Here is a 21755-nt window from a genome sequence, read left to right on the forward strand (position 1 = left end):
CGGCAGGGAGTTCTCGGCAGACTCGATCAGCCGAGGAACTGTGTTGGTCTCGACACGCCTCCGCCTAGCGGCTCCGGCGGCTCGACCAGCGGGGCTGGGTGGTCTCGACAAGCTCGACCACCGAAGCAACAGCAGAACCCGACGTACGACCAGAATCCCCTGACCAACCCCACAGCCTCAGCTACGGTCCAAGGCCATGAAACCCCTCGGCGACGTCCCCTGGCCCCCAGAACAGATCGTCACCGACCGCCTGATTCTCCGCGAGACGAAGACAGCAGACAGGAAAGGCCTGGCCGAGCTGCTCTCGGACGAGACCGTGCAGGCCTTCCTCGGCGGACCGCAGCACACCCGAGAAGAGCTGGAGCAGCTGATCCCGGAGGATCCGAACACCAGGCCCGGAATCTTCGCCGTCGAGCACGCCGGCGAGTTCATCGGGAGGATCACGGTCCAGCGGCGCGATCGGGCCTGGGCGCACCACGTACGCGAGGAGGGCGACGAGGTCGAGATCGGCTACGAGTTTCTCCCGACCACCTGGGGCAGGGGCATCGCGACCGAGGCGACCCGGGCGGCTCTCGGCTGGATCGAGAGGACGCTCCCTGGCGAGCCGGTGGTCCTCACCACCCAGGTGGCCAACGAACGCTCCCTGCGCCTGGCCCGGAAGCTCGGGTTCGTCGAGGTCGAACGGTTCGAGGCCTATGGCGCCGAGCAGTGGTTCGGCGTGCTCGAGACCGGCTAGCGCGGCGGCGCCTCACTCCTCAGGAGTACCGAGGTAGGCGACCAGGGCCAGGTGGTCGGAGCCCGGCACCTCGACGGTCTCAGTCGCGAGCGCGACCAGCGCGTCCCCGATCAGCACATGGTCGATCGCGGTCGAAGGCGGAAGAGGTACGCCGGCGAACCCCTCGGTCGGCCAGGTGGGCTGCCATCCGGCGTTGCTGGCCCGGGCCGCGTCCTGCACCTCTGCGGCGTCGAGCAGCCGCCGGACCGTGTGGTGGTCGAGCGAGGCGTTCAGGTCGCCCAGGACGAGGTCGGGCTTCTCCGCGGCCGCCTCCTCGATCATCAGCTCCTGCTCGGCCGGCCACGATGCGAGCGTGGGCGGCGCCGGATGGGCGACGACGACCCGCCACTCCCCCACGTCGGCGACCCACGACCCCATCGACGTCGCGATCCGGCGCGACTTGGTGATCGGCTGGTCGGCGAAGATCATCGTGCCCTTGGTGCCGGGGGCGGCCTCACCGATCCGGTAGGGCAGCTGCTCGCGCAGCGTCTTCGACAGCTTCACGAACGCCTCCGGGGTGATCTCCTGGATGGCGAGCACGTTGACCTTGTGCGCGCGCACCGCCTCGACCACGGCGTCGGTGTCGCCCTTGCCCTCGAAGAGATTGGTGGTCATCACGGTCAACGGCTCACCGGCGCTGGTCGCCCGGGACCCGGCGTAGAGCGGTGCCTGCCAGGCCACGTGCACGGCCAGCAGCAGCGCGACGACCCCGGCGAGGACCGCGAGCCGCATCCGCCCTGGACCGGTGGCCAGCCAGACCAGCACCAGGACCGCGATCAGGCACAGGGCGTAGAGCCCGACGCCGAAGGGCGCGAACGCGGCCATCCGCACCGCCCGCAGGTCCGTGCTCGCCAGGGCGCGGGAGAACGTGATCGCCAACGCGGGCAGGCCACAGACGACCAGCACTCCCCACGCCAGCGCCAGCGGCACCCACCGGGCTCTGCTCACAGGACGACCAGGTCGTCGCGGTGGATGACCTCCCGCGCGTACGCAGCCCCCAGGTTGGCCTCGAGATAGCCGGAGGAGCGCCCGGCCAGTCGCGGGATCTCGTCGGCGTCGTAGTTCACCAGCCCGCGCGCGACGGCCACGCCCGACGGGTCGAGGACGTCGACCGGGTCACCGGCATGGAACGCCCCGGAGGAGCCGGTGACGCCCGCCGCCAGCAGCGACGCGCCCCGCTTGCTGATCGCGGTGACCGCACCGGCGTCGACGGTGATCGAGCCGACCGGCTCGGTGGCGTGCTGGAGCCACAGCAGTCGCGCCGGGCGCCGCTTGCCGACGGCATGGAACAGGGTGCCGACCGCCTCGCCCGCGAGCGCGGCCTGAGCCTGAGCCGCCGAGGTCAGCACGACCGGAACACCGTCGTCGACGGCGATCCGGGCGGCCTCCAGCTTGGTCACCATCCCCCCGGTGCCCACTCCGGCGGCACCCGCCTTGCCGATGGTCACCCCGGCGAGGTCGTCCAGCGAGGCGACCTCGTCGATCCGCTGCGAGCCGGGCTGGGACGGCGGTGCGTCGTAGAGCGCGTCGACGTCGCTGAGCAGCACGAGCAGGTCGGCCTTGACCAGGTGGGCCACCAGCGCCGCGAGCCGGTCGTTGTCGCCGAACCGGATCTCGGAGGTGGCCACCGTGTCGTTCTCGTTGACGATCGGAAGAACGCCCAGGTCGAGCAGCTTCGACAGCGTCGCGTCGGCGTTGCGGTAGTGCGCGCGCCGGTTCAGGTCATCGACCGTGAGCAGCACCTGACCGGCGATGATACCGTGCCGGGCGAGCTCGTCGGTGTAGCGGTGAACGAGCAGCCCCTGCCCGACGCTCGCCGCCGCCTGCTGCTTGGCCAGCGCCCTGGGACGCTTGGCCAGGCCCAGCGGCGACAGCCCGGCCGCGATCGCTCCTGAGGAGACCAGCACGACCTCGGCGCCGGCGGCCCGGGTCTTGGCGAGCACGTCGACCAGCGCGCTGACCCGGTCGGGGTCGATGCCTCCCGCGGCCGTCGTCAGTGACGACGACCCGACCTTGACCACCACCCGGCGTGCCCCGGTCACGACCTCGCGCTGCACCGATCCCCCTCGTACGTCAGCCTGCACTCTCCGCTGCGCCGGATCCTACCGGCGCCCACGCCGGTCGAGCCGCACGTTTCCGCTGGTCGAGCGGGCGCTACCGCTCCGAGTCCACCGACGGGTCGTCCTCGGCCCAGTCGGCGTCGGGGTCGTCCTCGCCTCCGATCTCGTACGCCACCGGGCCGGCCCCGTCGCGCAGCCGGCGAGCGACGTCGGCGCGGGCCTCGTACTCTTCCTTGGTCTCCATGCCGGCGTCGATCTCGCGTCGCCTGGCGGCAGCGGGGCGCTCCTCGTAGAAGCGCTGGTCCTCGCCGCGGCGGCCGAGCATCTCGGCGCCGGTCTCGATCGAGGGGCGGAAGTCGAAGACGACCGCGTTGGCCGGGTCACCGATGATGACGGTGTCGCCCTCCTGGGCCCCGAGCTCGACCAGGCGCATCTCGACGCCGAGCCGGTTGAGACGGTCGGCGAGGTAGCCGACGGCCTCCTCGTTCTCGAAGTCGGTCTGGCGCACCCAGCGCTCGGGCTGCGGGCCGCGGACGAGGTATTCGCCGTTCTTGGACACCTTGACCGTGAAGCCGTTCTTGCCCTCCGCACCCTCGGGGCGCAGCACGATCCGGGTCGGCGCGACCACGGGGACGTCCTTGCGGGAGGCAGCCACCAACTCAGCCATCGCGTAGATCAGCTGCTGGGTGCCCTCCCCGGAGGCCGCGGAGATCTCGAAGACCTTCATCCCGCGCTTCTCGAACTCGCCGATGGTCATCTCTGCGATCTCACGGCCGTCGGGGACGTCGACCTTGTTCAGGGCGACCAGGCGGGGCCGGTCCTCGAGGCCGCCGTGGCGGGAGAGCTCGTTCTCGATGACGTCGAGGTCATCGATCGGGTTGCGGCCCGGCTCGATGCTCGCGGTGTCGATGACGTGGACGAGCGCGGCGCAGCGCTCGATGTGGCGCAGGAACTCGTGGCCGAGGCCGCGGCCGTCGGCGGCGCCCTCGATCAGGCCCGGCACGTCGGCGACGGTGAAGGTGATCTCGCCGCCCTTCACGACGCCGAGGTTCGGCACCAGCGTGGTGAACGGGTAGTCGGCGATCTTCGGCCTGGCTCGCGAGATCGCCGCGATCAGGGACGACTTGCCCGCGCTCGGGAACCCGACCAGGCCGATGTCGGCGACGACCTTGAGCTCCAGCCCGATCTCTCGCGCCTCGCCCGGCTCCCCGAGGAGCGCGAAGCCGGGAGCCTTGCGCTTGGAGGAGGCCAGCGCGGCGTTGCCGAGCCCGCCACGGCCGCCCTCGGCGATGACCAGCTCGGAGCCCGGGCCGACCAGGTCGGCGAGGACGTTGCCGCTCATGTCGGTCACCACGGTGCCGTCGGGGACGGAGAGCACCATGTCCTCGCCGTGGGCGCCGTTCTTGTGGTCACCGGCGCCCTGGCCGCCATTGGGGGCCTTGCGCTTGGGACTGTGGTGGTAGTCGATCAGGGTGGTCACGTCGGGGTCGACGCGCAGGATGATGGATCCGCCCGGACCACCGTTGCCGCCGTCGGGGCCGCCGAGCGGCTTGAACTTCTCACGGTGCACCGACGCCACCCCGTGTCCGCCGCGACCGGCCTCGACGTGGAGGGTGACGCGGTCGACGAAGGTGGGTACAGCCATGGCTCCAGCCTACCGACGGCACGCTCTACACCTGCTATCCGCGCGACGTGCCGCGGCCTCGGGTGCAGACTGTGCGCATGCGAGTAGGAACGGTGATGTGGCCGATCGAGGACTGGCCGGCGATGGGCGAGCGCTGGGTGCAGGCCGAGCAGCTCGGGTTCGAGACGGCGTGGGTCTACGACCACCTGGCCTGGCGCGGGCACAGCCCGTGGGAGGAGGCGTTCACGTCGATGGCCGCCGCGGCCGCCCTCACCTCCACGATCCGGCTCGGCACGCTGGTGACCACCCCGAACTTCCGTACGCCGATCCCGACCGCCGCCGCGATCCGCAGCCTCGACCGGATCTCCGGCGGGCGCATCACCATCGGCATCGGCGCGGGCGGCGACGACCACACCTCCGACGGCGACGTGCTCGGTCGGACGTTCACGCCTCGCGAGCGCGCCGACCGGTTCGCGGAGTGGACCCGCACCGTCGACCGGCTGCTGCGCGACTCACCGGTGACGATCGAGGGCGAGCACTGGCAGACCCACGAGGTCACCGTCTCCCCCGGTCAGGTGCAGCAGCCCCGCACCCCGCTGTGGCTGGCCGGCAACGGCCCGCGCGGCATCCGGCTCGCGGCCGAGATCGGTGACGGCTGGATCGCCAACCCGCACGGCGAGGACCCGAAGGAGTTCGTCGCCCAGCGGCTCGGACGACTTCGCGAGGAGTGCGAGAAGGCCGGTCGTGACTACGACGCGATGCCGAAGCTGTTCATGTCCGGCTTCACCGACGAGCCGTGGACCGAGTCTGCCGATGCGTTCGAGGACCTCGCCGGCTCCTACGCCGAGATCGGGATCACCGACATCGCGATCCACTGGCCCCGCTCCGGGACCCGCTGGGAGGTCCCGTGGGACACCTTCGAGGCGATCGCTGCTCGTGCGGCGTACGTCTGAATGTTCGTCTAGGTATGCAGCCCAACCGCCACTTCCCGGGTGGAGTTCCACGTGGGAAGTGAGTGTTCGGCTGCATACCTAGACGAACCGCCACCCCCACCCGAAACGCCGAAGGGCCCTCTCCGAATCGGAGAGGGCCCTTCGAAAGCGTTGCTCAGGCGTCGCCCGGGACGATGTTGATCACCCGGCGGCCGCGGCGCTTGCCGAACTCGACCGCGCCCGGCTGCAGGGCGAACAGGGTGTCGTCGCCGCCACGGCCGACGTTGGTGCCGGGGTGGAAGTGGGTGCCACGCTGGCGGACGATGATCTCGCCGGCGTTGACGAGCTGACCACCGAAGCGCTTGACGCCGAGGCGCTGGGCGTTGGAGTCGCGACCGTTCTTGGTGCTTGCTGCACCCTTCTTGTGTGCCATCTTCTCAGTCCTTCAAGTATCTCTAGAACGCCGGAATCAGGCGTTGATCGCGGTGACCTTGACCTGGGTGTACTTCTGACGGTGACCCTGGCGCTTCTTGTAGCCGGTCTTGTTCTTGTACTTCTGGATGATGATCTTCGGGCCCTTGGAGGCACCGACGATCTCAGCCGCAACCGAAGCCTTGTCGAGGCCGGTCGAGGTCACGTTCTCGCCGTCGACCAGGAGGACCACGGGCAGCGAGACGGCCGAGCCGTTCTCGCCGTCGAGGCGGTCGATCTCGATGACGTCGCCGACAACGACCTTCTGCTGCTTGCTGCCAGCCTTCACGATCGCGTACACCGCGGTCTCCTTCATTGCTCCGAACTCAAAGTCTTGTGTCGACCCGCGGCAAGGCAGACCGGACCCCGAAGCGATAGGTGCCAGCAGATGCCTGCAGGAACGGCGCACTGCGCACGCCGAGATTCAATCTTACGTACGCGGCGGGGTAGCCGCAAAACGCCGCGGCACCGTCCGCCCGACAGTGTCACCAGAGGGTGCCGGTGACATGGTGCACCAGAACGCCCCGATCATGCCAACCGGGCGCCCGGTTCGGCCGCACCCCTACGAACCGGGCACGATTCCGGGCATGATGACGCCATGACGTCGACCGAACCGTCGCTCGCGAACGAGTCCCGGCAGGAGCAGATCCTGGCCCGCGCACGTACGACCGGCCGGGTGTCGGTGACCGACCTCGCACCCGAGCTCGGGGTGAGCGTCGAGACGATCCGGCGCGACCTCAAGGTGCTCGCCGACCGCGGCGTCGTCGAGCGGGTCTACGGCGGCGCGGTCGCCCTGGAGAGCGGCAGCTTCGAGACCTCGCTCGAGTTCCGGGCCGGCCGCGACGTCGACGAGAAGCACCGGATCGCCCGGGCCGCCCTGCAGCACCGGCACGGTGCCGAGACGATCTACATCGACGAGGGCACCATGCCGCAGTTCCTGGCCGAGGAGCTCTTCGGCCAGGGACCGGCGACGATCATCACGCCCTCGCTCCCAGTGGCCACCCGCCTCTCCGCGGATCCGGAGCTCACCGTGATCGTGCTGGGCGGGCGCGTCCGCACCATCACCCGGGGCGTCGTGGACCAGTGGGCGACCCGGATGCTGGCCGACCTGGTGATCGACCTGGCCTACATCGGCGCCAACGGGATCTCGCGCGAGCAGGGCCTGACCACCCAGGACCCGTCGGTGGCCGCGGTCAAGAGGGCCGCCATCGAGCGCTCCAGGCGGCGGGTCTTCTTCGGCGCCCACACCAAGTTCGGGGCCTCCAGCCTGTGCCGTTTCGCCGGCGTACGCGACTTCGAGCTGCTCATCACCGGCACCGAGCTCCCGGCCAGTGAGGCCCGCCGGTTCTCGGCACTCGGACCTAGGGTCATTCGGGCCTGAGAACGGGCAGCAACCGGGCGTTCCGGGCGCATCGACCGGGCTAGGGGGTCCGGGCCGAATTACGCCATCGTGGTCGGTGACGACAGTCACACTGCGAGGAGGCAGATCGATGCGGGCACGGAGACGGACCTCCGCAGCGCTGACAGCGCTATCACTGACGACGGTGATGTTGACGGCATGTGGGACCGGCGGCCTGGGAGCCGGCGGGACGAGCGCGGGTGAGCACAGCATCACGGTGCTGATGGTGAACAACCCCCAGATGCTCGAGCTCCAGGAGCTCACCGCTGAGCATTTCACCGAGGAGACCGGGATCGAGGTCAACTTCGTGGTCAAGGTCGAGCAGGACATGCGCGACACCGCGAGCACCGAGTTCGCCAACCAGTCCGGGATCTACGACGTGGCGACGCTGTCCAACTTCGAGATCCCCTACTACGCCGAGGCCGGCTGGATCTCGGACATGGAGAGCATCGCGAACGACCCCGAGTTCGACCAGGACGACATCCTGCCGCCGATGACCGAGGCGCTCTCGGCGGGAGGCAAGGTCTATGGCCAGCCGTTCTACGGCGAGTCCTCCTTCCTGATGTACCGCAAGGACCTGTTCGAGAAGCACGGCATCGAGATGCCGGCCAACCCGACCTGGGAGCAGGTCGCCGGCTTCGCGGCCGAGATCGACGAGGCCGAGGCCGACATGCGCGGCATCTGCCTGCGTGGCCTGGCCGGCTGGGGCGACAACCTCGCCTCGATCACCACCGTGGTCAACACCATGGGCGGCACCTGGTTCGACGAGGGCTGGAACGCCCAGGTCGACAAGGGCGGTTTCAAGAAGGCCGCGAACTTCTACGTCGACCTGGTCCACGAGCACGGCGAGGCCGGTGCTGCGACCTTCAGCTTCCCGCAGTGCCTCAACGCCATGCAGCAGGGCAAGGTGGCGATGTGGTACGACGCCACCTCCGGTGCCGGGCCGCTCGAGGCGGCCGACTCGCCGGTCAAGGGCAAGGTCGGCTACGTCGCCGCCCCGCACGACCAGACCGAGAACGCAGGCTGGCTCTACACCTGGGCGTGGGCGATCCAGAAGGCGTCCCGGCACCAGGAGGACGCCAAGGAGTTCGTCGCCTGGGCCTCCAGCAAGGAGTACGAGCAGCTGGTGATGGCCGACACCGAGCACGACACCGGCGGGCCGACCAACGTGCCCGCCGGCAAGCGGGCCTCGACCTATGAGAACCCCGAGTACCTCGAGGTCGCCGGCTCCTTCGCGACCCCGACCATGAACGCGATCAAGAACGCCCAGGCCGACAACCCCGGCGTCCAGAAGCGGCCCTACAACGGCATCCAGTTCGTCGGGGTCCCGAGCTTCACCGACTTCGGCACCGAGTGCGCCAAACAGCTCAGCAGCGCCATCTCGGGCTCGAAGACCACCGACGCGGCACTCGACCGCTGTCAGTCGCTCGCCCAGGCGTACGGCGACGTCCAGAAGGAGAAGCAGTGATGGCCTCCGTGACCGCACCACCACGAACAAGAACCGAGCCGGCGGCGACCCGGCCGCCCGCGGCGTACAAGAAATGGGGCCGGGAGTCGTGGAAGCTGCGTGCGCCGCTGCTGCCCGCGCTGGTCTTCCTGATCGTGGTGACCCAGCTGCCGTTCGTGGCGACGCTGGTGATGTCGTTCATGAACTGGAGCGCCCAGCCGGACGCGGAAGGACGCAGCTTCGCCGGCCTCGACAACTTCAAGACCGTGTTCACCACGCCGGCCTACCGTACGGCCGTCCTGAACACCATCGAGATGACCGTGGTCGTCGTCGGGGTCAGCGCCGTGCTCGCCCTCGGGATCGCGCTGCTGCTCAACCACGCCTTCATCGGCCGTGGCCTGGTGCGCACGATGATGATCGCGCCGTTCCTGATCGTGCCGATCGCGGCCGCGGTCTTCTGGGGGAACGGCATCCTGATGACCGGGTTCGGCCTGGTCGACGGTGTGCTCGGTCAGCTCGGCGTGCCCGGCGCCCAGGACATCGCCTTTCTCACCGACCATCCCAAGCTCGCCATCGAGATCGAACTGATCTGGCAGTGGACGCCGTTCATGATGCTGATCCTGCTCGCCGGCCTGCAGTCGCAGGATCCCGAGGTGCTGGAGGCGGCGAGCATCGACGGCTGCAACGGGTGGCAGACGTTCGTGCACATGACGCTCCCCCACGTACGCCGCTATCTCGAGCTCTCGATCGTGCTCGGCACGATCTTCATCGTCCAGAACTTCGACTCGGTCCTGGGCATGACCGGTGGGCTGAACTCCACCAACATCCCCTACGCCGTCTACGAGACGTTCTACTCGGCCAAGGACTACGGGGTCGCCTCCGCACTGGGCGTCGTCGTGGTCATCGGCTCACTGATCATCGCGACCTTCGCGCTGCGCGTCGTGTCGTCCCTGCTGACCGACGAGGAGGCAAGCCGATGAGAAATTGGAATCGGCAACGGGTGGCGAAGATCGTCATCCCGATCGCAGCATGGCTGATCGGCATCATCTTCGTGATCCCGATCCTCTACATGGTCCTGACCTCGCTGCACGCACCCCAGGACGCCCAGACCTACCCGCCCAGCTGGGGCGCACCGCTGACGCTGGAGAACTACAGCAGCCTGTTCACCTCCGCGAACCCGATCACCCCGGCGCTGATCAACTCCGTGATCACCAGCGTGATCTCGACCCTGCTCGTGCTCGCCCTGGCCATCCCGGCGGCGTACGCCCTGGCGATCAAGCCGGTGAAGAAGTGGTCGGACGCGATGTTCTTCTTCCTGTCGACGAAGATGCTGCCGATGGTCGCGGGGATCCTGCCGATCTACCTCTTCACGACCCAGGTCATCAACATGCCTGACAACGTGATCGTCCTGATCCTGCTCTACACCGCGATGAACCTGCCGATCGCGGTCTGGATGATGCGCTCGTTCCTGGCCGAGGTGCCGCCCGCGATCATCGAGGCGGCCTCGATCGACGGCGCGTCGACGCTCAGGATCCTGACCCGCATCGTGGCGCCGATCTCGATGCCCGGCGTCGCGGCCACCTCGCTGATCTGCTTCATCTTCGCGTGGAACGAGCAGCTCTACGCCAAGGTGCTGACGTCGGTCGCCGCGCAGACCGGACCGGTCTTCGTGAACACGCTGATCCAGACCGAGCACGCCTACCTCGCCGAGCTGGCCGCCGGGGCGACGCTGATCTCGCTGCCCGTGCTCATCGCCGGGTTCGCCGCTCAGGACAAGCTGGTGCAGGGACTCTCCCTCGGGGCGGTCAAGTGACCTACCCACGACTCACGACCGCTCGGCTCGGCGAGCTCTCCGCGTCCGTTGCCGTACCGGCCTACGACCGCTCCGCCGTCACCCCCGGGATCGTGCATCTCGGGGTCGGTGGCTTCCACCGCGCCCACCAGGCGCGCTATGTCGACGACCTGCTCGCCACGGGCATCACCGACTGGGGCATCGTCGGGGTGGGGCTGATGCCCCAGGACGTACGCATGCGGGATGCTCTCGCCGCGCAGGACCATCTCTACACGCTCGTCGAGCGGGCACCGGACGGCGGCGTGAAGGGGCGGGTGATCGGCTCGATCATCGACTACCTCTTCGCCCCCGACTCCCCCGAGGACGTGCTGGCGCTGCTCACCGACCCGCGGATCCGGATCGTGTCGCTGACCATCACCGAGGGCGGCTACCACGTCAACCAGGCGACCGGCGGCTTCGACGCCTCCGACCCCGCGATCCAGGAGGACCTGCGGCCGGGTGCGGTGCCCTCGACGGCGTTCGGCTACGTCGTGGAGGCGCTGGCTCGCCGTCGAGCCGCCGGGGTGGCACCGTTCACGGTCATGTCGTGCGACAACATCGCCGGCAACGGCGAGGTCGCCCGCGCGATGCTGTCGGCGTTCGCGTCCCTGCGCGACCCGGATCTGGGTGACTGGATCGGGTCCGAGGTGGCCTTCCCGAGCTCGATGGTGGACCGGATCACCCCGGCCACCACCGACGCCGACGTCGAGGAGGTCGGCTGGCGGTTCGGGATCGGCGATGCCTGGCCGGTGGTCAGCGAGCCGTTCTCCCAGTGGGTGCTCGAGGACCGCTTCCCGCAGGGACGGCCACCGTTCGAGCAGGCGGGTGTCGAGATGGTGCCTGATGTCGAGCCGTACGAGCTGATGAAGCTTCGGCTCCTCAACGCCAGCCACCAGGCGCTGTGCTACCTCGGCTATCTGTCCGGCTACCGCTACGCCCACGAGGTCTGCACGGACCCGCTGTTCGTCGACTTCCTGCTCGGCTACATGTCGCAGGAGGGCGCACCGACCCTGCCGCAGGTCCCCGGGGTCGACCTGCCGGGTTATCAGCGGGAGCTGATCTCCCGGTTCGCCAACCCCTACATCCGCGACACCCTGGCGCGGCTGTGCGCGGAGAGCTCCGACCGGATCCCCAAGTGGCTGGTGCCGGTCATCACCGCTCAACTGGGTCGTGGTGGCTCGGTGCGTCGATCTGCGCTGGTCGTCGCCTCTTGGGCCCGTTACGCCGAGGGCGTCGACGAGCAGGGCGCGCCGATCGACATCGTGGACCGGCGCCGGGCCGACGTGACCGCCCGCGCGATCGCGCAGCGCGAGGACCCGCTCGCCTTCCTCCGCGACCCGGACCTCTTCGGCGACCTCGTCGACACCCCTGAGTTCACCGGGCCGTACGCCGAGGCGCTGGCGTCGCTGCACGCGGTCGGGGCGCGGAAGACTCTTGAGTCCTGGGAGGTCTGACACACGGTTCGTTCGTTCTGGGCGAGTCGGCGGAGATATGAGGTTGAACCGTGTGCATCGATGCACCAGGTTGATCCCATTCGGACAGCCGACCTGGCCAGACGTCGAACCTCGAGGTGAACTGTGTGCGCCGCGCCCTCTCTGACAGACGTCCTCCGCGTACGCGGCGGGGCCACCACCCGAAAGGAGTTGCTCGACCTGGGGCTCCGCGACGAACTCGACGCTGCTCTGTATGCCGGGAAGGCCGTCGCGCTCACCGGCGCTCGCGTCTCACTTCCCGGGCTCCCCGAAGACAAGTCGGCGGCACTCGCAATCGGTGGAGTCGTCTCCGGGCTCAGCGCCGCGCGCGTGTGGGGTTGGTCGCTGAAGCACGAGCCCACGAAGATCGAGGTGACCGTGCCGCGCAACAGCTCGCGCAAGGCGCGACCAGGTGTGGTCGTACGCCGTCGGGATCTGCCCGGCGGCGCAGGCTCGACCGGAGCCATCACGTCGCGGGCGCAGACGGTGGTCGATTGCGCTCGTGACCTTCCCTTCGACGAGGCGCTGTGCATCGCCGACTCGGCGCTGCGCGACGGGCTGGTCACCGGGCTGACCCGTGAGGATCTGGTCGCCGCAGTCGAGGCCCTGCCCCGCACCGGACGTCGGCGCGCCTTCGATGTGATCGCCGCCGCCGACCGGCGAGCGGCGAACGCGTTCGAGTGGGCGACCAGAGCTATCGTGCTCCCGATCGCAGGTCTCTCCGTCGACCCCCAAGGCGACCTGGGATTCAGCGAATCAGGTGCGGAGCAGTACGGCGACCTGGTCGACGCGCGCCTGAAGCTTCTCATCGAGTGCGAATCCTGGGCCTACCACTCCGGCGAGGAGCCGTTCCGGCGCGACGTCCGCCGCTACACCGACCTGGTCGCCCTGGGCTGGACCGTTCTCCGTTTCGTCTGGGAGGACGTGATGCAGCGGCCTGACTACGTACGCCGCCAGGTCGAACGAGTCGTCGAACGCCTCGGGCGTCAGCCCGGACCGACAAGCCAGCCGTTTTCCACCGATCCCGCAGCGTGAACCTTCTCATCGGTCCAAGACTCCGTCTTTCGTCCGCCAGAACTCAGATCTCGGCCACCACTTCTGGCTTCTCGGCGAGGACGGCGAAGCCCCGGCTACCGCGGTGCGGTAGCCGGGGCTTCGTGGCGTGGGTCAGCTGTCGTCCGACGACGTGGTGTCGCGGCTGGCGCCACCGCGGGTGCGGGTCACGACCTTCGGTGCCGGGGTCGACGCGGTGCCGTTGCTGACGGTCGGCGCCTCCGACTTGGTCGCGGTCATCACTGCGCCCTCACCGGTGCTCACGACCTCGCGGCGGGCGCCGCGGCGCTGCCGGGTGACCACCTTGGGCTTGGAGTCGACCGGCTCGGCTGCAACCGGCTCGGTCGCCTCCGGCTCAATCGCCTCGGGCTCGGCCACCTCGGGCTCGACGGCCGGGGCCACGGGAGCGGGCTCCGCCGCGGCGGCCGGCTCGGTCGCTGCCGGCTCCGGCTTCGACTCGGTCGAGCTGCCGACGACGGCGGCTAGGACCGGACGGCCGGTCGTGCCGGACCGACGGGTACGCGTACGCGTGGTGACCTTCGGAGCCTCCGGCTCGGCCGGAGTCTCGACGACCGGAGTCTCACTGACCGCGGTCTCGGCCGGGGTATCGGCGGGGGTCTCGACCGGCTCAGCCACCGGGGCCGACGCCTTGGACCGACGCGACCGCGTACGGGTCGTGACCTTCGGAGCCTCGACCGGCGCCGCCTCGGAGGCGGACTCGACGGGCTCGGCGGCCTTGGGCTCGGCGGCCTTGGGCTCGGCGGCCTTGGGCTCGGCGACCGTGGGCTCGGCGGGGGTCTCGACCGGCTCGGCCACCGGGGCCGACGCCTTGGAGCGACGTGACCGCGTGCGGGTCGTGACCTTGGGCGCCTCGGCAGGCTCGGCGGGCGTCGCGACGGGCTCGACGACCTCAGCAGCCGGCTCGTCGGCCTGCTCCGCGCTGCGCGCGGGCGCTGCCTCGCTCGTCTCGCTCTGTCCGGCCATGGCGGCGAACTCGGCAGGCGTGGGGGTCTTGGCGGACTCCTCGACGGGCTCGGCGCGGTGCTCGGTGCCGACCTCGTCCTTGCCCTTGCCGCGACCACCGCGACCGCCACGACGACGCGAACGCGGCTCGTCAGGGGCGACGCCCGAGGACTTGCCGGCCTCGACGGGGTGCTCGTGGATCACCAGGCCGCGGCCGCCACAGGCGTCGCAGGTCTCGGAGAACGCCTCGAGCAGGCCGGTGCCGATCCGCTTACGGGTCATCTGCACCAGGCCGAGCGAGGTGACCTCGGCGACCTGGTGACGCGTACGGTCGCGGCCCAGGCACTCGACCAGGCGACGCAGCACCAGGTCACGGTTGGACTCCAGGACCATGTCGATGAAGTCGACGACGATGATGCCGCCGATGTCGCGCAGCCGGAGCTGGCGCACGATCTCCTCGGCGGCCTCGAGGTTGTTCTTGGTGACCGTCTCCTCCAGGTTGCCCCCGGAGCCGGTGAACTTGCCGGTGTTGACGTCGACGACGGTCATCGCCTCGGTGCGGTCGATGATCAGCGAGCCACCGGAGGGCAGCCAGACCTTGCGGTCCAGGCCCTTCGCGATCTGCTCGTCGATGCGGTACGCGGCGAAGGCGTCGGCCTCCCCGTCGTACTTCTCCACGCGCTCCTCGAGATCGGGGGCCACCGACTGGACGTAGTCCTTGACGGTCTCCCACGACGAGTCGCCGGAGATGACCAGCTTGGCGAAGTCCTCGGTGAACAGGTCGCGGACGACCTTGAGGGTCAGGTCGGGCTCGCCGTAGAGCAGCTGCGGGGCGTTGCCGTTGGCCTTCTTCTCGATGTCCTCCCAGCGCGCCTTGAGCCGCTCGACGTCACGCGTGAGCTCGTCCTCGGCGGCACCCTCGGCGGCGGTGCGTACGATCACGCCGGCCGTGTCGGGGACGATCTCCTTGAGGAGGCTCTTGAGACGGTTGCGCTCGGTGTCGGGCAGCTTGCGGGAGATGCCGGAGGTGGTGCCGTCGGGCACGTAGACCAGGAAGCGGCCGGCCAGCGAGATCTGCGAGGTCAGGCGGGCGCCCTTGTGGCCGATCGGGTCCTTCGTCACCTGGACGAGCACCTTCTGGCCGGAGGTCAGCACCGACTCGATCTTGCGGGGCTGGCCCTCCTTCCAGCCGAGCGAGGCCCAGTTGACCTCACCGGCGTAGAGGACCGCGTTGCGGCCCTTGCCGATGTCGATGAACGCGGCCTCCATGCTCGGCAGCACGTTCTGGACGCGGCCCAGGTAGACGTTGCCGATCAGGCTGGTCTGGGACTCGCGGGCGACGTAGTGCTCGACGAGGACCTTGTCCTCGAGCACGGCGATCTGGGTGAGGTCCTCACGCTCGCGGATGACCATGACGCGCTCGACCGACTCGCGGCGGGCGAGGAACTCGGCCTCGCTCACGATCGGGGCACGACGACGGCCTGCCTCGCGGCCCTCGCGGCGGCGCTGCTTCTTGGCCTCCAGGCGGGTCGAGCCGGACAGCGCGGTGATCTGGTCGTCGCCGGTGCGGCTCTGGCGGACCTTGGTGACGGTGTTCTCCGGGTCGTCCCCGGCGTCTCCGGAGGCCTCGCCCGCCCGGCGGCGGCGACGGCGACGGCGCGAGGAGCTGCCGCCCTCGCCCTGCTCGGCGTCGGCGTCCTTGCCTGCCTCGTCGCTGTCGGTCTCGGCGTCCTCCGACTTGTCCTCGGCGTCGGACGCCTCGGAGCCGTCGGCGTCGCCGTTGGCACCCTTGCGCCGGCGACGGCCGCCACGGCGGCGACGACGACGGCCGTTGCCGCCACCCTCACCGTCGTCGGCCGAGCCCTCGTCGGACTCGTTGCCGGAATCGGTCTCGGACTCGGTGTCGGTGGCCTCGGGCTGCTCCTCGCCGGCGGCCTTCTCCTCGACCGGGGCGGCACTGCGCGCGTTGCGCCTGCGGGTCCGGGTCGGGGCCTCCTCCTTCGCCGCCTCGACGGCGGGCTCAACAGCGGGCTCGACGGTGGTCTCCGCGGCCTGCGGCTCGTCCTCTGCGGGCGTCTCGACAGCGGCCTCGACGGGCTTCGGGTCGGCCGTCTTGCGCGTACGCCGGCGGGTGGTGGTCTTGGTCGGCGCCTGGAACAGCACCGCGGGAGCCACCGGACCGGCCTGCTCGGCCTCGGTCTCTTCGTCAGTCTCGTCGATGACCTTCTCGGCGGGGGTCTCGACGGGCTCCACCGGAGCGGCCGCCTTCTTGGCAGCCGCCTTCTTCGCGGTGGTCCTCTTGGCGGCGGTCTTCTTCGCCGCCGTCTTCTTGGCCGGAGCCTCGACGGTCTCGGCGGGAGTCTCGGGGGTCTCGCCCTCCGGCGCGGCGGCCTCGGCAACCGCGGGGACCTCGGTGGTCTCGACCTCGGCCGGCGCCGCGGCGGCAGCCTTCTTGGTCGTACGCTTCCGGGTCGTCTTCTTCGCCGCCGTCTTCTTGGCGGGGGCCTCGGCGGCCTCAGCAGCCTCGGCGGTCTCGGCGGCGGGGGCCTCGACAGCCTCGGCCGGGGCCGCGGCGGCGGCCTTCTTGGTGGTGCGCTTGCGCGTGGTCTTCTTCGCCGCGGTCTTCTTCGCGGGAGTGCTCTCGACGGTCGCTTCCGCGTCGGTCGTGGGGGCGTCGGTCACCGGAGCCTGCGCCGTTTCAGCGCCGTTCTCGGTGTTCTCGACAGTGGTCTCGTCGGCCATGCCGTTCTCCTCATCCAGGACCTTCACAGGTGCCGGATAGTCAGGTGCCGGGAAACGGGCGCTGCGCAGTATCGAACTTTTCCACGTAGCAGCCGCGTCGCGGCGCAAAGCTTGTCAGGGCGGCGGCATCCTCCGCAGCGGTGCGTCACAAGCAGCGGTTCGTCACCTGCCGCGGTCGCTCGGCCGTCCGGGACCTTCCCGGGCGAGTCGCTCTCACTGACCTGCTAGGCCTGCGTCGCGGTCTGGTGACGCCCTACCTCCTGTGTGCCGGAGTACGGCCCCGAAGGACCCACGCCGGCGAGGCGTCGTCGGACTGTCCATTCCTCGGGCCGGGCCCGATTGTTTGAGCAGTCGTCTCGGAGTATCGCATACACCCTGTCAACAGACCGATATCCGGACACCAACGAAACTCAGGGAAGCTTGGCTTCCTTCATCTGGCGAGTCTTGTAGACGTTCACGATCACCACTCCGTCGAGCCACTCTGTGAGCCGCGCGGCCTCGGCCGCCAGGGCGCTGCGCCCGTCCTCACCGATGTCGTGGCGCACGATCGGGTGCACCCGGCCCTCCTCGTCCTGCGCCCAGGCCCCCACGATCCGGCCGTCCCACCAGGCGGTGTTGCCGGCGTTGCCGTTGGAGTCGAAGAGGTACGCCACGTCCTCGGCATCCAGGTAGAACCCGCGTTCCTTCCAGCCCATCACGGTGGGGTCGAGGGTGGGCAGCAGCGCGGCCCAGGGCTCGATCTCGGGCTCCAGCGAGGTGGTGATCGGGTCGTCCGGGAGCACCCAGCCGGTGCCGCCGCCCTCGAGCCCGATCTCCACGGCACCGACCGCGGCGAGCGCGGACCGCACCGCCGACTTGGTGGATCCGAGCCACCAGACCAGGTCGGCCTCGGTGCCCGGGCCGAAGGTGCCCAACCAACGGCGGACGAGGGCTGCGTACCCCTCCGCGGCGGGAAGCGGATCCGGCACCTCGCCGAGCCACGACTCGGTGAGCGTCCAGGCCGGCTTGTTCAGCCGCCAGTGGCCGAGGTTGTTCGCCCGCATCAGGCGTCCCTGCGCGGCGAGGGTGCCGATCACCCAGCGCCCGATCGCGAACTCACCGCCCCACTTCTTGTCCGGCGCGCCCATCCGGAACCGGACATCGAGCTCCGGCACCAGCTCCCGCAGTTGGGTGGTCGTCCGTGGCTCGCCGTCGGCCAGCGCCCCCAGTGTTGCCGTGTACGCCTTCTCGATCCAGCCGTCCTGGTCCTCGTCGATGCCGCCCGCGGTCAGCCACTTGTGAAGGTTCTTCTCCTCCCCGGCCGCCACCCGGGCCGAGGCGCTGCCCCAGGCCGCCGGGACCAGCTCGCGCGGGAAGGCGAAGAGCGTACGCCGCATCGCCAGCTGCTTGACCAGCGAGCGCTCCTCGTAGAGCGCCCGTTCCACGTCCTCGATCCGGAGATCGTGGACACGCGCGTGCAGCGCGAGGTGGACGGTGGCGGCCTCGGTCGCATGCCAGGCGGTCATCGCCTGCGTCGCGGCGGCCACGTCGGCGTACCTGTGGGCGGGGGCGAGCCCGTGTCCGCGGGCCAGCCTGGCCCGACGCTCGCGATCGGTGACCGTTCTCATCGGCAGAGCCTCATCAGCCGCACGTTAGTGGAGCGGGTCGCCGATCGTGCCGGAATCCTCGTCGAAGACGCCTTGGCTGAGCCGGGTCAGCAGCGGCAGCCCACCGTGCTCGGGACCCACCTTCAGACCACCGATGCGCTCCAGACCGGTGACGACATCGTCGGGACGTACGGTCGGGGTGCCGTGCTTGAGCAGGAGCTCCAGCCGGGAGCCGCCCTCGCGGGGCGCCGAGGCGAGGCGTACGACCGCGCCTCGGGCATCGAACTCACGCAGGCCCTTCTTGGTCATCCGGGACACGATGACCTCCTCGGCGCCGAGGAACGCCTCGACCGCCGCAGCGGCCTCCTCCGGCGCCGTCGGGAGGTCGATGATCCACTCGCTGCCGGTGAGCAGATCGGCCAGCGCCCCCTTGGGCGAGGTGGCGGTGTCCACCACATCGAGCAGGTCGAGGCCATCTGGCATGACCTCGTCCAGAGCAGCCTTGGTCGCGGCCGGGTCGACCGTCTCGCGCAGGCCCAGCTCGACGTACTCGGCCTCGCTCGCCGCGCCGGTCGGCGCCGCACCGGCGTAGGAGATCCGCGGGTGCGGGTTGAAGCCCGAGGAGTAGGCCACCGGGATCCGGGCGCGCGCGACCGCGCGCTCGAAGGCGCGGCTGAAGTCGCGGTGGCTGGTGAACCGGAGCCGGCCGCGCTTCGCGTAACGGATGCGGAGACGCTGGACCGGAGGGGCCTGCTGTTCGGGCTGTTGACGCACGAGGTCGATTATGTCGGTCCTGGGGCAGGATGACCCATCCGGCGAATGGGAAGCCAACGGAATGTAACGACTTGCCTACGAAAAATGGGAGACTCGCGCGGTGAGCCACCACAGAAGCAGGAAGTTCTCGGTACGCCTCCAAGAGCTGCTGCCGATCTTCGCGGTGGTCCTCACGGTCGGCGCCATCGCCGCTCTGACCGTCCTCGCCCCCAGGCTGAGCGACTCCAGGCAGGCCTCGGCGGACGCCTCCTCCTCGCCGAGCCCCGAACCCGGCGCGACCAGTCCGTCGGCCTCCGCCTCCGCCTCGGCGCCGTCGGAGCCGCTACCGAAGTTCAAGACGCTCGAGGCGCCGCCGGCGATCGACAAGGCCCCGAAGAAGCCGAAGATCGACCCGTGCGCGGTTCCGCGCAACCTCACCGTGATGACCTTCAACATCAAGGGTGGCCGGGTTTCCCCCGGCGAGCTCGGCGGTATCGCGAGCGTGATCAGGGCCTCCGGCGCCGACGTCGTACTCCTCCAGGAGGTCGACCAGAACCGCCGCCGCTCCGGCAACGTGGACCAGGCGGCGATCATCGCCTCGCACCTGGGGATGCAGTCCGTCTTCGGCGCCAACGACTACATCACCGACCGCGGTGGCTACGGCACCGCGATCCTGTCGCGCTTCCCGATCGACGGCTACGACAACACCCACCTGCCCAACCGTGACGGCAAGGAGCAGCGCGGCGTACTGCGGGCCAACGTCATCGTCGAGGGCCAGCGCCTGGTCGTCTTCAACACCCACCTCGACCACACCTCCGACTCGCTGCGACAGTCCCAGATCGGCGCGGTCATGGCCAAGGTCAGCGCCTACGACGGAGCCAAGCTCCTCGGCGGCGACCTCAACGCCGGTGACGGCTCCGGCGTCCTCGGCACCGCCCTGGCCACGCTGTCCGACGCCGGTGCCGCGTTGGGCGCCAGCCACGACGGCGGCGGTCGTGTCGACTACCTGCTCCCCAACTCCTGGCTCGCCGCCGGCGACGGCAACGTCACCCCGACCGGCCTCTCCGACCACCACGCCGTCAGCATCGACTTCTCGATGCGCGGCGCCGCGGACTGCTGAGTCGCTCCCCGTCGTACCCCGTGGTTGCGTGAGACTTCCGGCCGTGATCGAACTCCGGCCTGCCGTTCTCGCCGATGTCCCTGGGCTTCTGGAGCTGTGGGAGGTGGCGGCGGAGAACGACGCGCGGCCGACCGACTCCGCCGCGAAGGTCGAGGCGCTGATCGCGCGCGACCCCGACGCCTGCACGGTCGCGGTGACCGAAGGCGGCCGGATCGTCGGCTCTCTGATCTCCGGCTGGGACGGCTGGCGCGCCCATCTCTACCGGTTGGCGGTCCACCCCGACGTACGCCGCCAGGGGCTCGCCCGCCGCCTCCTGGACCACGCCGAGGCCCGCCTCCTGGAGCTCGGCGCGAGCCGGATCGACGCGATGGTCCTGGAGGGCAACGACCTCGGCCAGTCGCTGTGGACGAGCTCCGGCTACGAGTCGCAGGCCGAGTGGCGCCGTTGGGTCCGACCGGTCGGCTGAGCAGCCGGTAACCGGTCGCCAAAGGGACCGAGTCGGGTCTACCTTTCGGCGGGTGGATTTCCTGACCCCCGAAGACCTTCCCGCACCCGCCGGCTACAGCCATGCCGTGATCACCGACCCCTGCGCCCGGCTGGTCGTGACCTCCGGCCAGGTCGGCATCACCGCCGACGGTGTCGTGGCCGACGGCTGGGAGGCGCAGACCCGGCAGACCTTCGTCAACCTCGGCGTGGCCCTGGCCGCCGCGGGTGCGGCCTGGACGGACGTGGTGAAGCTGACCTACTTCGTCGTCGCCACCGACGAGCTCCCGCTGATCCGGTCGGTGCGCGACGAGTTCGTCGACCTCGCGCACCCGCCCGCCAGCTCGTTGGTGCAGGTCGCCGGCCTCTTCCGCCCCGATGTACTCATCGAGATCGAGGCCACCGCAGCCATCGAGCCATCGTGACTGCCCAGGCGGCTGGGGCATTCCGACGAACGGCCATCGAGCGATCGGACCAGCGGGTCTCATGGGACCGAACCGATCAGGCCTTCTTTGCGTCGGGGGCCTGCCACATCCTGGCTTGGACCTGCCGCGCACGCTTTCCCGAGCACTCGATCCGGATCGTCGGGATGCGGTTCCAGGGCGAGGTCCAGGTTTTCCACGTGTATGCAAGCTGGAGCACCTGGGCCTTCGACCACTCCGGCTGGAGCGACGAGACGGATCTGCTCTCCGCCAACGCTGACTTCGAGGGTCGCCCCGTCGAACGGATCGAGATCACCTCGACGTTGGCGGCGTTCTGCGCCGGCCACGCCCATCGGATGCCCGGTCAGTTCTGGCAAGACCCGGTGCCACGGGCGATCCGGTACCTCGATCGCCACACCCCACCCTGGCTCATCCCATGACGTGGGAGTCGCGAAGTCACCAGGTGACCCCACGGCTCCCACGTCGACGAGATCGAGACGCGGAGATCCGGCAGGGAAAGCAGTCGCCGACAACGCATCAAGGTGCCACACCCTCGCGGCTTGGCAGTCACAAGCCCACATGTGCGGGGTAATGGCAGCTGACATCTTGCCTGCGGGCGCCA

20 protein-coding genes are annotated in these 21755 nt (G+C 69.8%); 12 read left to right on the forward strand and 8 right to left on the reverse strand.

Features of this window, described 5'->3' with window-relative positions; genetic code table 11:
- Nucleotides 1–196 precede the first annotated feature (196 nt).
- The gene (locus tag ABZ796_RS23865; protein ID WP_357340310.1) at nt 197–736 is read left to right on the forward strand and encodes a GNAT family N-acetyltransferase; all 540 of its coding nucleotides are present in this window, start codon (nt 197–199) and stop codon (nt 734–736) included.
- A gap of 12 nt (nt 737–748) precedes the next feature.
- Here the strand turns inward: ABZ796_RS23865 and ABZ796_RS23870 are convergent, their stop codons facing one another.
- From ABZ796_RS23870 to obgE, 3 genes are all read right to left on the reverse strand, one after another.
- Nucleotides 749–1723 carry an endonuclease/exonuclease/phosphatase family protein gene (locus tag ABZ796_RS23870; protein WP_357340311.1) on the reverse strand — a complete coding sequence of 325 codons (975 nt, stop codon included), beginning with the start codon at nt 1721–1723 and terminating at the stop codon, nt 749–751.
- Nucleotides 1720–2832 carry a glutamate 5-kinase gene (gene proB / locus ABZ796_RS23875; protein ID WP_357340313.1) on the reverse strand — a complete coding sequence of 371 codons (1113 nt, stop codon included), beginning with the start codon at nt 2830–2832 and terminating at the stop codon, nt 1720–1722. Before proB ends, ABZ796_RS23870 begins: the two co-directional genes overlap by 4 nt.
- A gap of 97 nt (nt 2833–2929) precedes the next feature.
- Nucleotides 2930–4480: a GTPase ObgE gene (gene obgE / locus ABZ796_RS23880; RefSeq protein WP_357340315.1), complete on the reverse strand. Its 1551-nt coding sequence runs from the start codon at nt 4478–4480 to the stop codon at nt 2930–2932.
- A gap of 77 nt (nt 4481–4557) precedes the next feature.
- On the opposite strand from obgE, the gene ABZ796_RS23885 reads away from it, so the two are divergent.
- On the forward strand, nt 4558–5412 hold the full coding sequence (locus ABZ796_RS23885) for an LLM class flavin-dependent oxidoreductase (protein ID WP_357340317.1): 855 nt from the start codon (nt 4558–4560) through the stop codon (nt 5410–5412).
- 154 nt (nt 5413–5566) lie between these two features.
- On the opposite strand, the gene rpmA is transcribed toward ABZ796_RS23885, so the two are convergent.
- A complete protein-coding gene (gene rpmA, locus ABZ796_RS23890; protein WP_008358497.1) occupies nt 5567–5824 on the reverse strand; it encodes a 50S ribosomal protein L27 in 258 nt (85 codons plus the stop codon).
- A 36-nt stretch (nt 5825–5860) separates the two neighbouring features.
- Nucleotides 5861–6163 (reverse strand): 50S ribosomal protein L21, encoded by a 303-nt coding sequence (rplU, locus tag ABZ796_RS23895; protein ID WP_160024636.1) that lies wholly within the window; start codon nt 6161–6163, stop codon nt 5861–5863.
- Between the two features lie 297 nt (nt 6164–6460).
- Between rplU and ABZ796_RS23900 the strand changes: the two genes are divergently transcribed.
- From ABZ796_RS23900 to ABZ796_RS23925, 6 genes are all read left to right on the forward strand, one after another.
- Entirely contained in the window at nt 6461–7243 is a 783-nt protein-coding gene (locus tag ABZ796_RS23900; protein ID WP_357340319.1) for a DeoR/GlpR family DNA-binding transcription regulator, read from the forward strand.
- A 241-nt stretch (nt 7244–7484) separates the two neighbouring features.
- Nucleotides 7485–8729 (forward strand): sugar ABC transporter substrate-binding protein, encoded by a 1245-nt coding sequence (locus ABZ796_RS23905; protein WP_357340362.1) that lies wholly within the window; start codon nt 7485–7487, stop codon nt 8727–8729.
- Nucleotides 8729–9688, forward strand: coding sequence for a sugar ABC transporter permease (locus ABZ796_RS23910; protein WP_357340321.1), 960 nt, complete (start codon nt 8729–8731; stop codon nt 9686–9688). Before ABZ796_RS23905 ends, ABZ796_RS23910 begins: the two co-directional genes overlap by 1 nt.
- Nucleotides 9685–10521 carry a carbohydrate ABC transporter permease gene (locus ABZ796_RS23915; RefSeq protein WP_357340323.1) on the forward strand — a complete coding sequence of 279 codons (837 nt, stop codon included), beginning with the start codon at nt 9685–9687 and terminating at the stop codon, nt 10519–10521. The genes ABZ796_RS23910 and ABZ796_RS23915 overlap by 4 nt, the downstream gene beginning before the upstream one ends.
- Nucleotides 10518–11993 (forward strand): mannitol dehydrogenase family protein, encoded by a 1476-nt coding sequence (locus ABZ796_RS23920; RefSeq protein WP_357340325.1) that lies wholly within the window; start codon nt 10518–10520, stop codon nt 11991–11993. The genes ABZ796_RS23915 and ABZ796_RS23920 overlap by 4 nt, the downstream gene beginning before the upstream one ends.
- Nucleotides 11994–12182: 189 nt before the next feature.
- Entirely contained in the window at nt 12183–13046 is an 864-nt protein-coding gene (locus ABZ796_RS23925) for a DUF559 domain-containing protein (RefSeq protein WP_357340326.1), read from the forward strand.
- Between the two features lie 132 nt (nt 13047–13178).
- Here the strand turns inward: ABZ796_RS23925 and ABZ796_RS23930 are convergent, their stop codons facing one another.
- The 3 genes from ABZ796_RS23930 to ABZ796_RS23940 form a co-directional block, all read right to left on the reverse strand.
- Nucleotides 13179–16769: an Rne/Rng family ribonuclease gene (locus tag ABZ796_RS23930; protein ID WP_357340328.1), complete on the reverse strand. Its 3591-nt coding sequence runs from the start codon at nt 16767–16769 to the stop codon at nt 13179–13181.
- Nucleotides 16770–17179: 410 nt separating this feature from the next.
- Nucleotides 17180–18376: a winged helix DNA-binding domain-containing protein gene (locus ABZ796_RS23935; protein ID WP_357340330.1), complete on the reverse strand. Its 1197-nt coding sequence runs from the start codon at nt 18374–18376 to the stop codon at nt 17180–17182.
- Between the two features lie 24 nt (nt 18377–18400).
- A complete protein-coding gene (locus ABZ796_RS23940; protein WP_357340332.1) occupies nt 18401–19129 on the reverse strand; it encodes a TIGR03936 family radical SAM-associated protein in 729 nt (242 codons plus the stop codon).
- A gap of 100 nt (nt 19130–19229) precedes the next feature.
- Between ABZ796_RS23940 and ABZ796_RS23945 the strand changes: the two genes are divergently transcribed.
- From ABZ796_RS23945 to ABZ796_RS23960, 4 genes are all read left to right on the forward strand, one after another.
- Nucleotides 19230–20228, forward strand: coding sequence for an endonuclease/exonuclease/phosphatase family protein (locus ABZ796_RS23945; RefSeq protein WP_357340334.1), 999 nt, complete (start codon nt 19230–19232; stop codon nt 20226–20228).
- A 43-nt stretch (nt 20229–20271) separates the two neighbouring features.
- Nucleotides 20272–20694 (forward strand): GNAT family N-acetyltransferase, encoded by a 423-nt coding sequence (locus ABZ796_RS23950; RefSeq protein ID WP_357340335.1) that lies wholly within the window; start codon nt 20272–20274, stop codon nt 20692–20694.
- Between the two features lie 52 nt (nt 20695–20746).
- Nucleotides 20747–21136 carry a RidA family protein gene (locus ABZ796_RS23955; protein WP_357340336.1) on the forward strand — a complete coding sequence of 130 codons (390 nt, stop codon included), beginning with the start codon at nt 20747–20749 and terminating at the stop codon, nt 21134–21136.
- 197 nt (nt 21137–21333) lie between these two features.
- The gene (locus tag ABZ796_RS23960) at nt 21334–21573 is read left to right on the forward strand and encodes a hypothetical protein (RefSeq protein WP_357340337.1); all 240 of its coding nucleotides are present in this window, start codon (nt 21334–21336) and stop codon (nt 21571–21573) included.
- Nucleotides 21574–21755 lie beyond the last annotated feature (182 nt).

The organism is Nocardioides sp. NPDC047086 (genome assembly GCF_040643685.1).
Lineage (GTDB): Bacteria > Actinomycetota > Actinomycetes > Propionibacteriales > Nocardioidaceae > Nocardioides.

What these genes read in the sequence shown, in the direction of transcription:
- ABZ796_RS23865 (WP_357340310.1), top strand. Translation starts at nt 197, where the DNA reads ATGAAACCCCTCGGCGACGTCCCCTGGCCCCCAGAACAGATCGTCACC.
- obgE (WP_357340315.1), bottom strand. Translation starts at nt 4,480, where the DNA reads ATGGCTGTACCCACCTTCGTCGACCGCGTCACCCTCCACGTCGAGGCC.
- ABZ796_RS23885 (WP_357340317.1), top strand. Translation starts at nt 4,558, where the DNA reads ATGCGAGTAGGAACGGTGATGTGGCCGATCGAGGACTGGCCGGCGATG.
- rpmA (WP_008358497.1), bottom strand. Translation starts at nt 5,824, where the DNA reads ATGGCACACAAGAAGGGTGCAGCAAGCACCAAGAACGGTCGCGACTCC.
- ABZ796_RS23900 (WP_357340319.1), top strand. Translation starts at nt 6,461, where the DNA reads ATGACGTCGACCGAACCGTCGCTCGCGAACGAGTCCCGGCAGGAGCAG.
- ABZ796_RS23905 (WP_357340362.1), top strand. Translation starts at nt 7,485, where the DNA reads ATGGTGAACAACCCCCAGATGCTCGAGCTCCAGGAGCTCACCGCTGAG.
- ABZ796_RS23910 (WP_357340321.1), top strand. Translation starts at nt 8,729, where the DNA reads ATGGCCTCCGTGACCGCACCACCACGAACAAGAACCGAGCCGGCGGCG.
- ABZ796_RS23915 (WP_357340323.1), top strand. Translation starts at nt 9,685, where the DNA reads ATGAGAAATTGGAATCGGCAACGGGTGGCGAAGATCGTCATCCCGATC.
- ABZ796_RS23930 (WP_357340328.1), bottom strand. Translation starts at nt 16,769, where the DNA reads ATGGCCGACGAGACCACTGTCGAGAACACCGAGAACGGCGCTGAAACG.
- ABZ796_RS23935 (WP_357340330.1), bottom strand. Translation starts at nt 18,376, where the DNA reads ATGAGAACGGTCACCGATCGCGAGCGTCGGGCCAGGCTGGCCCGCGGA.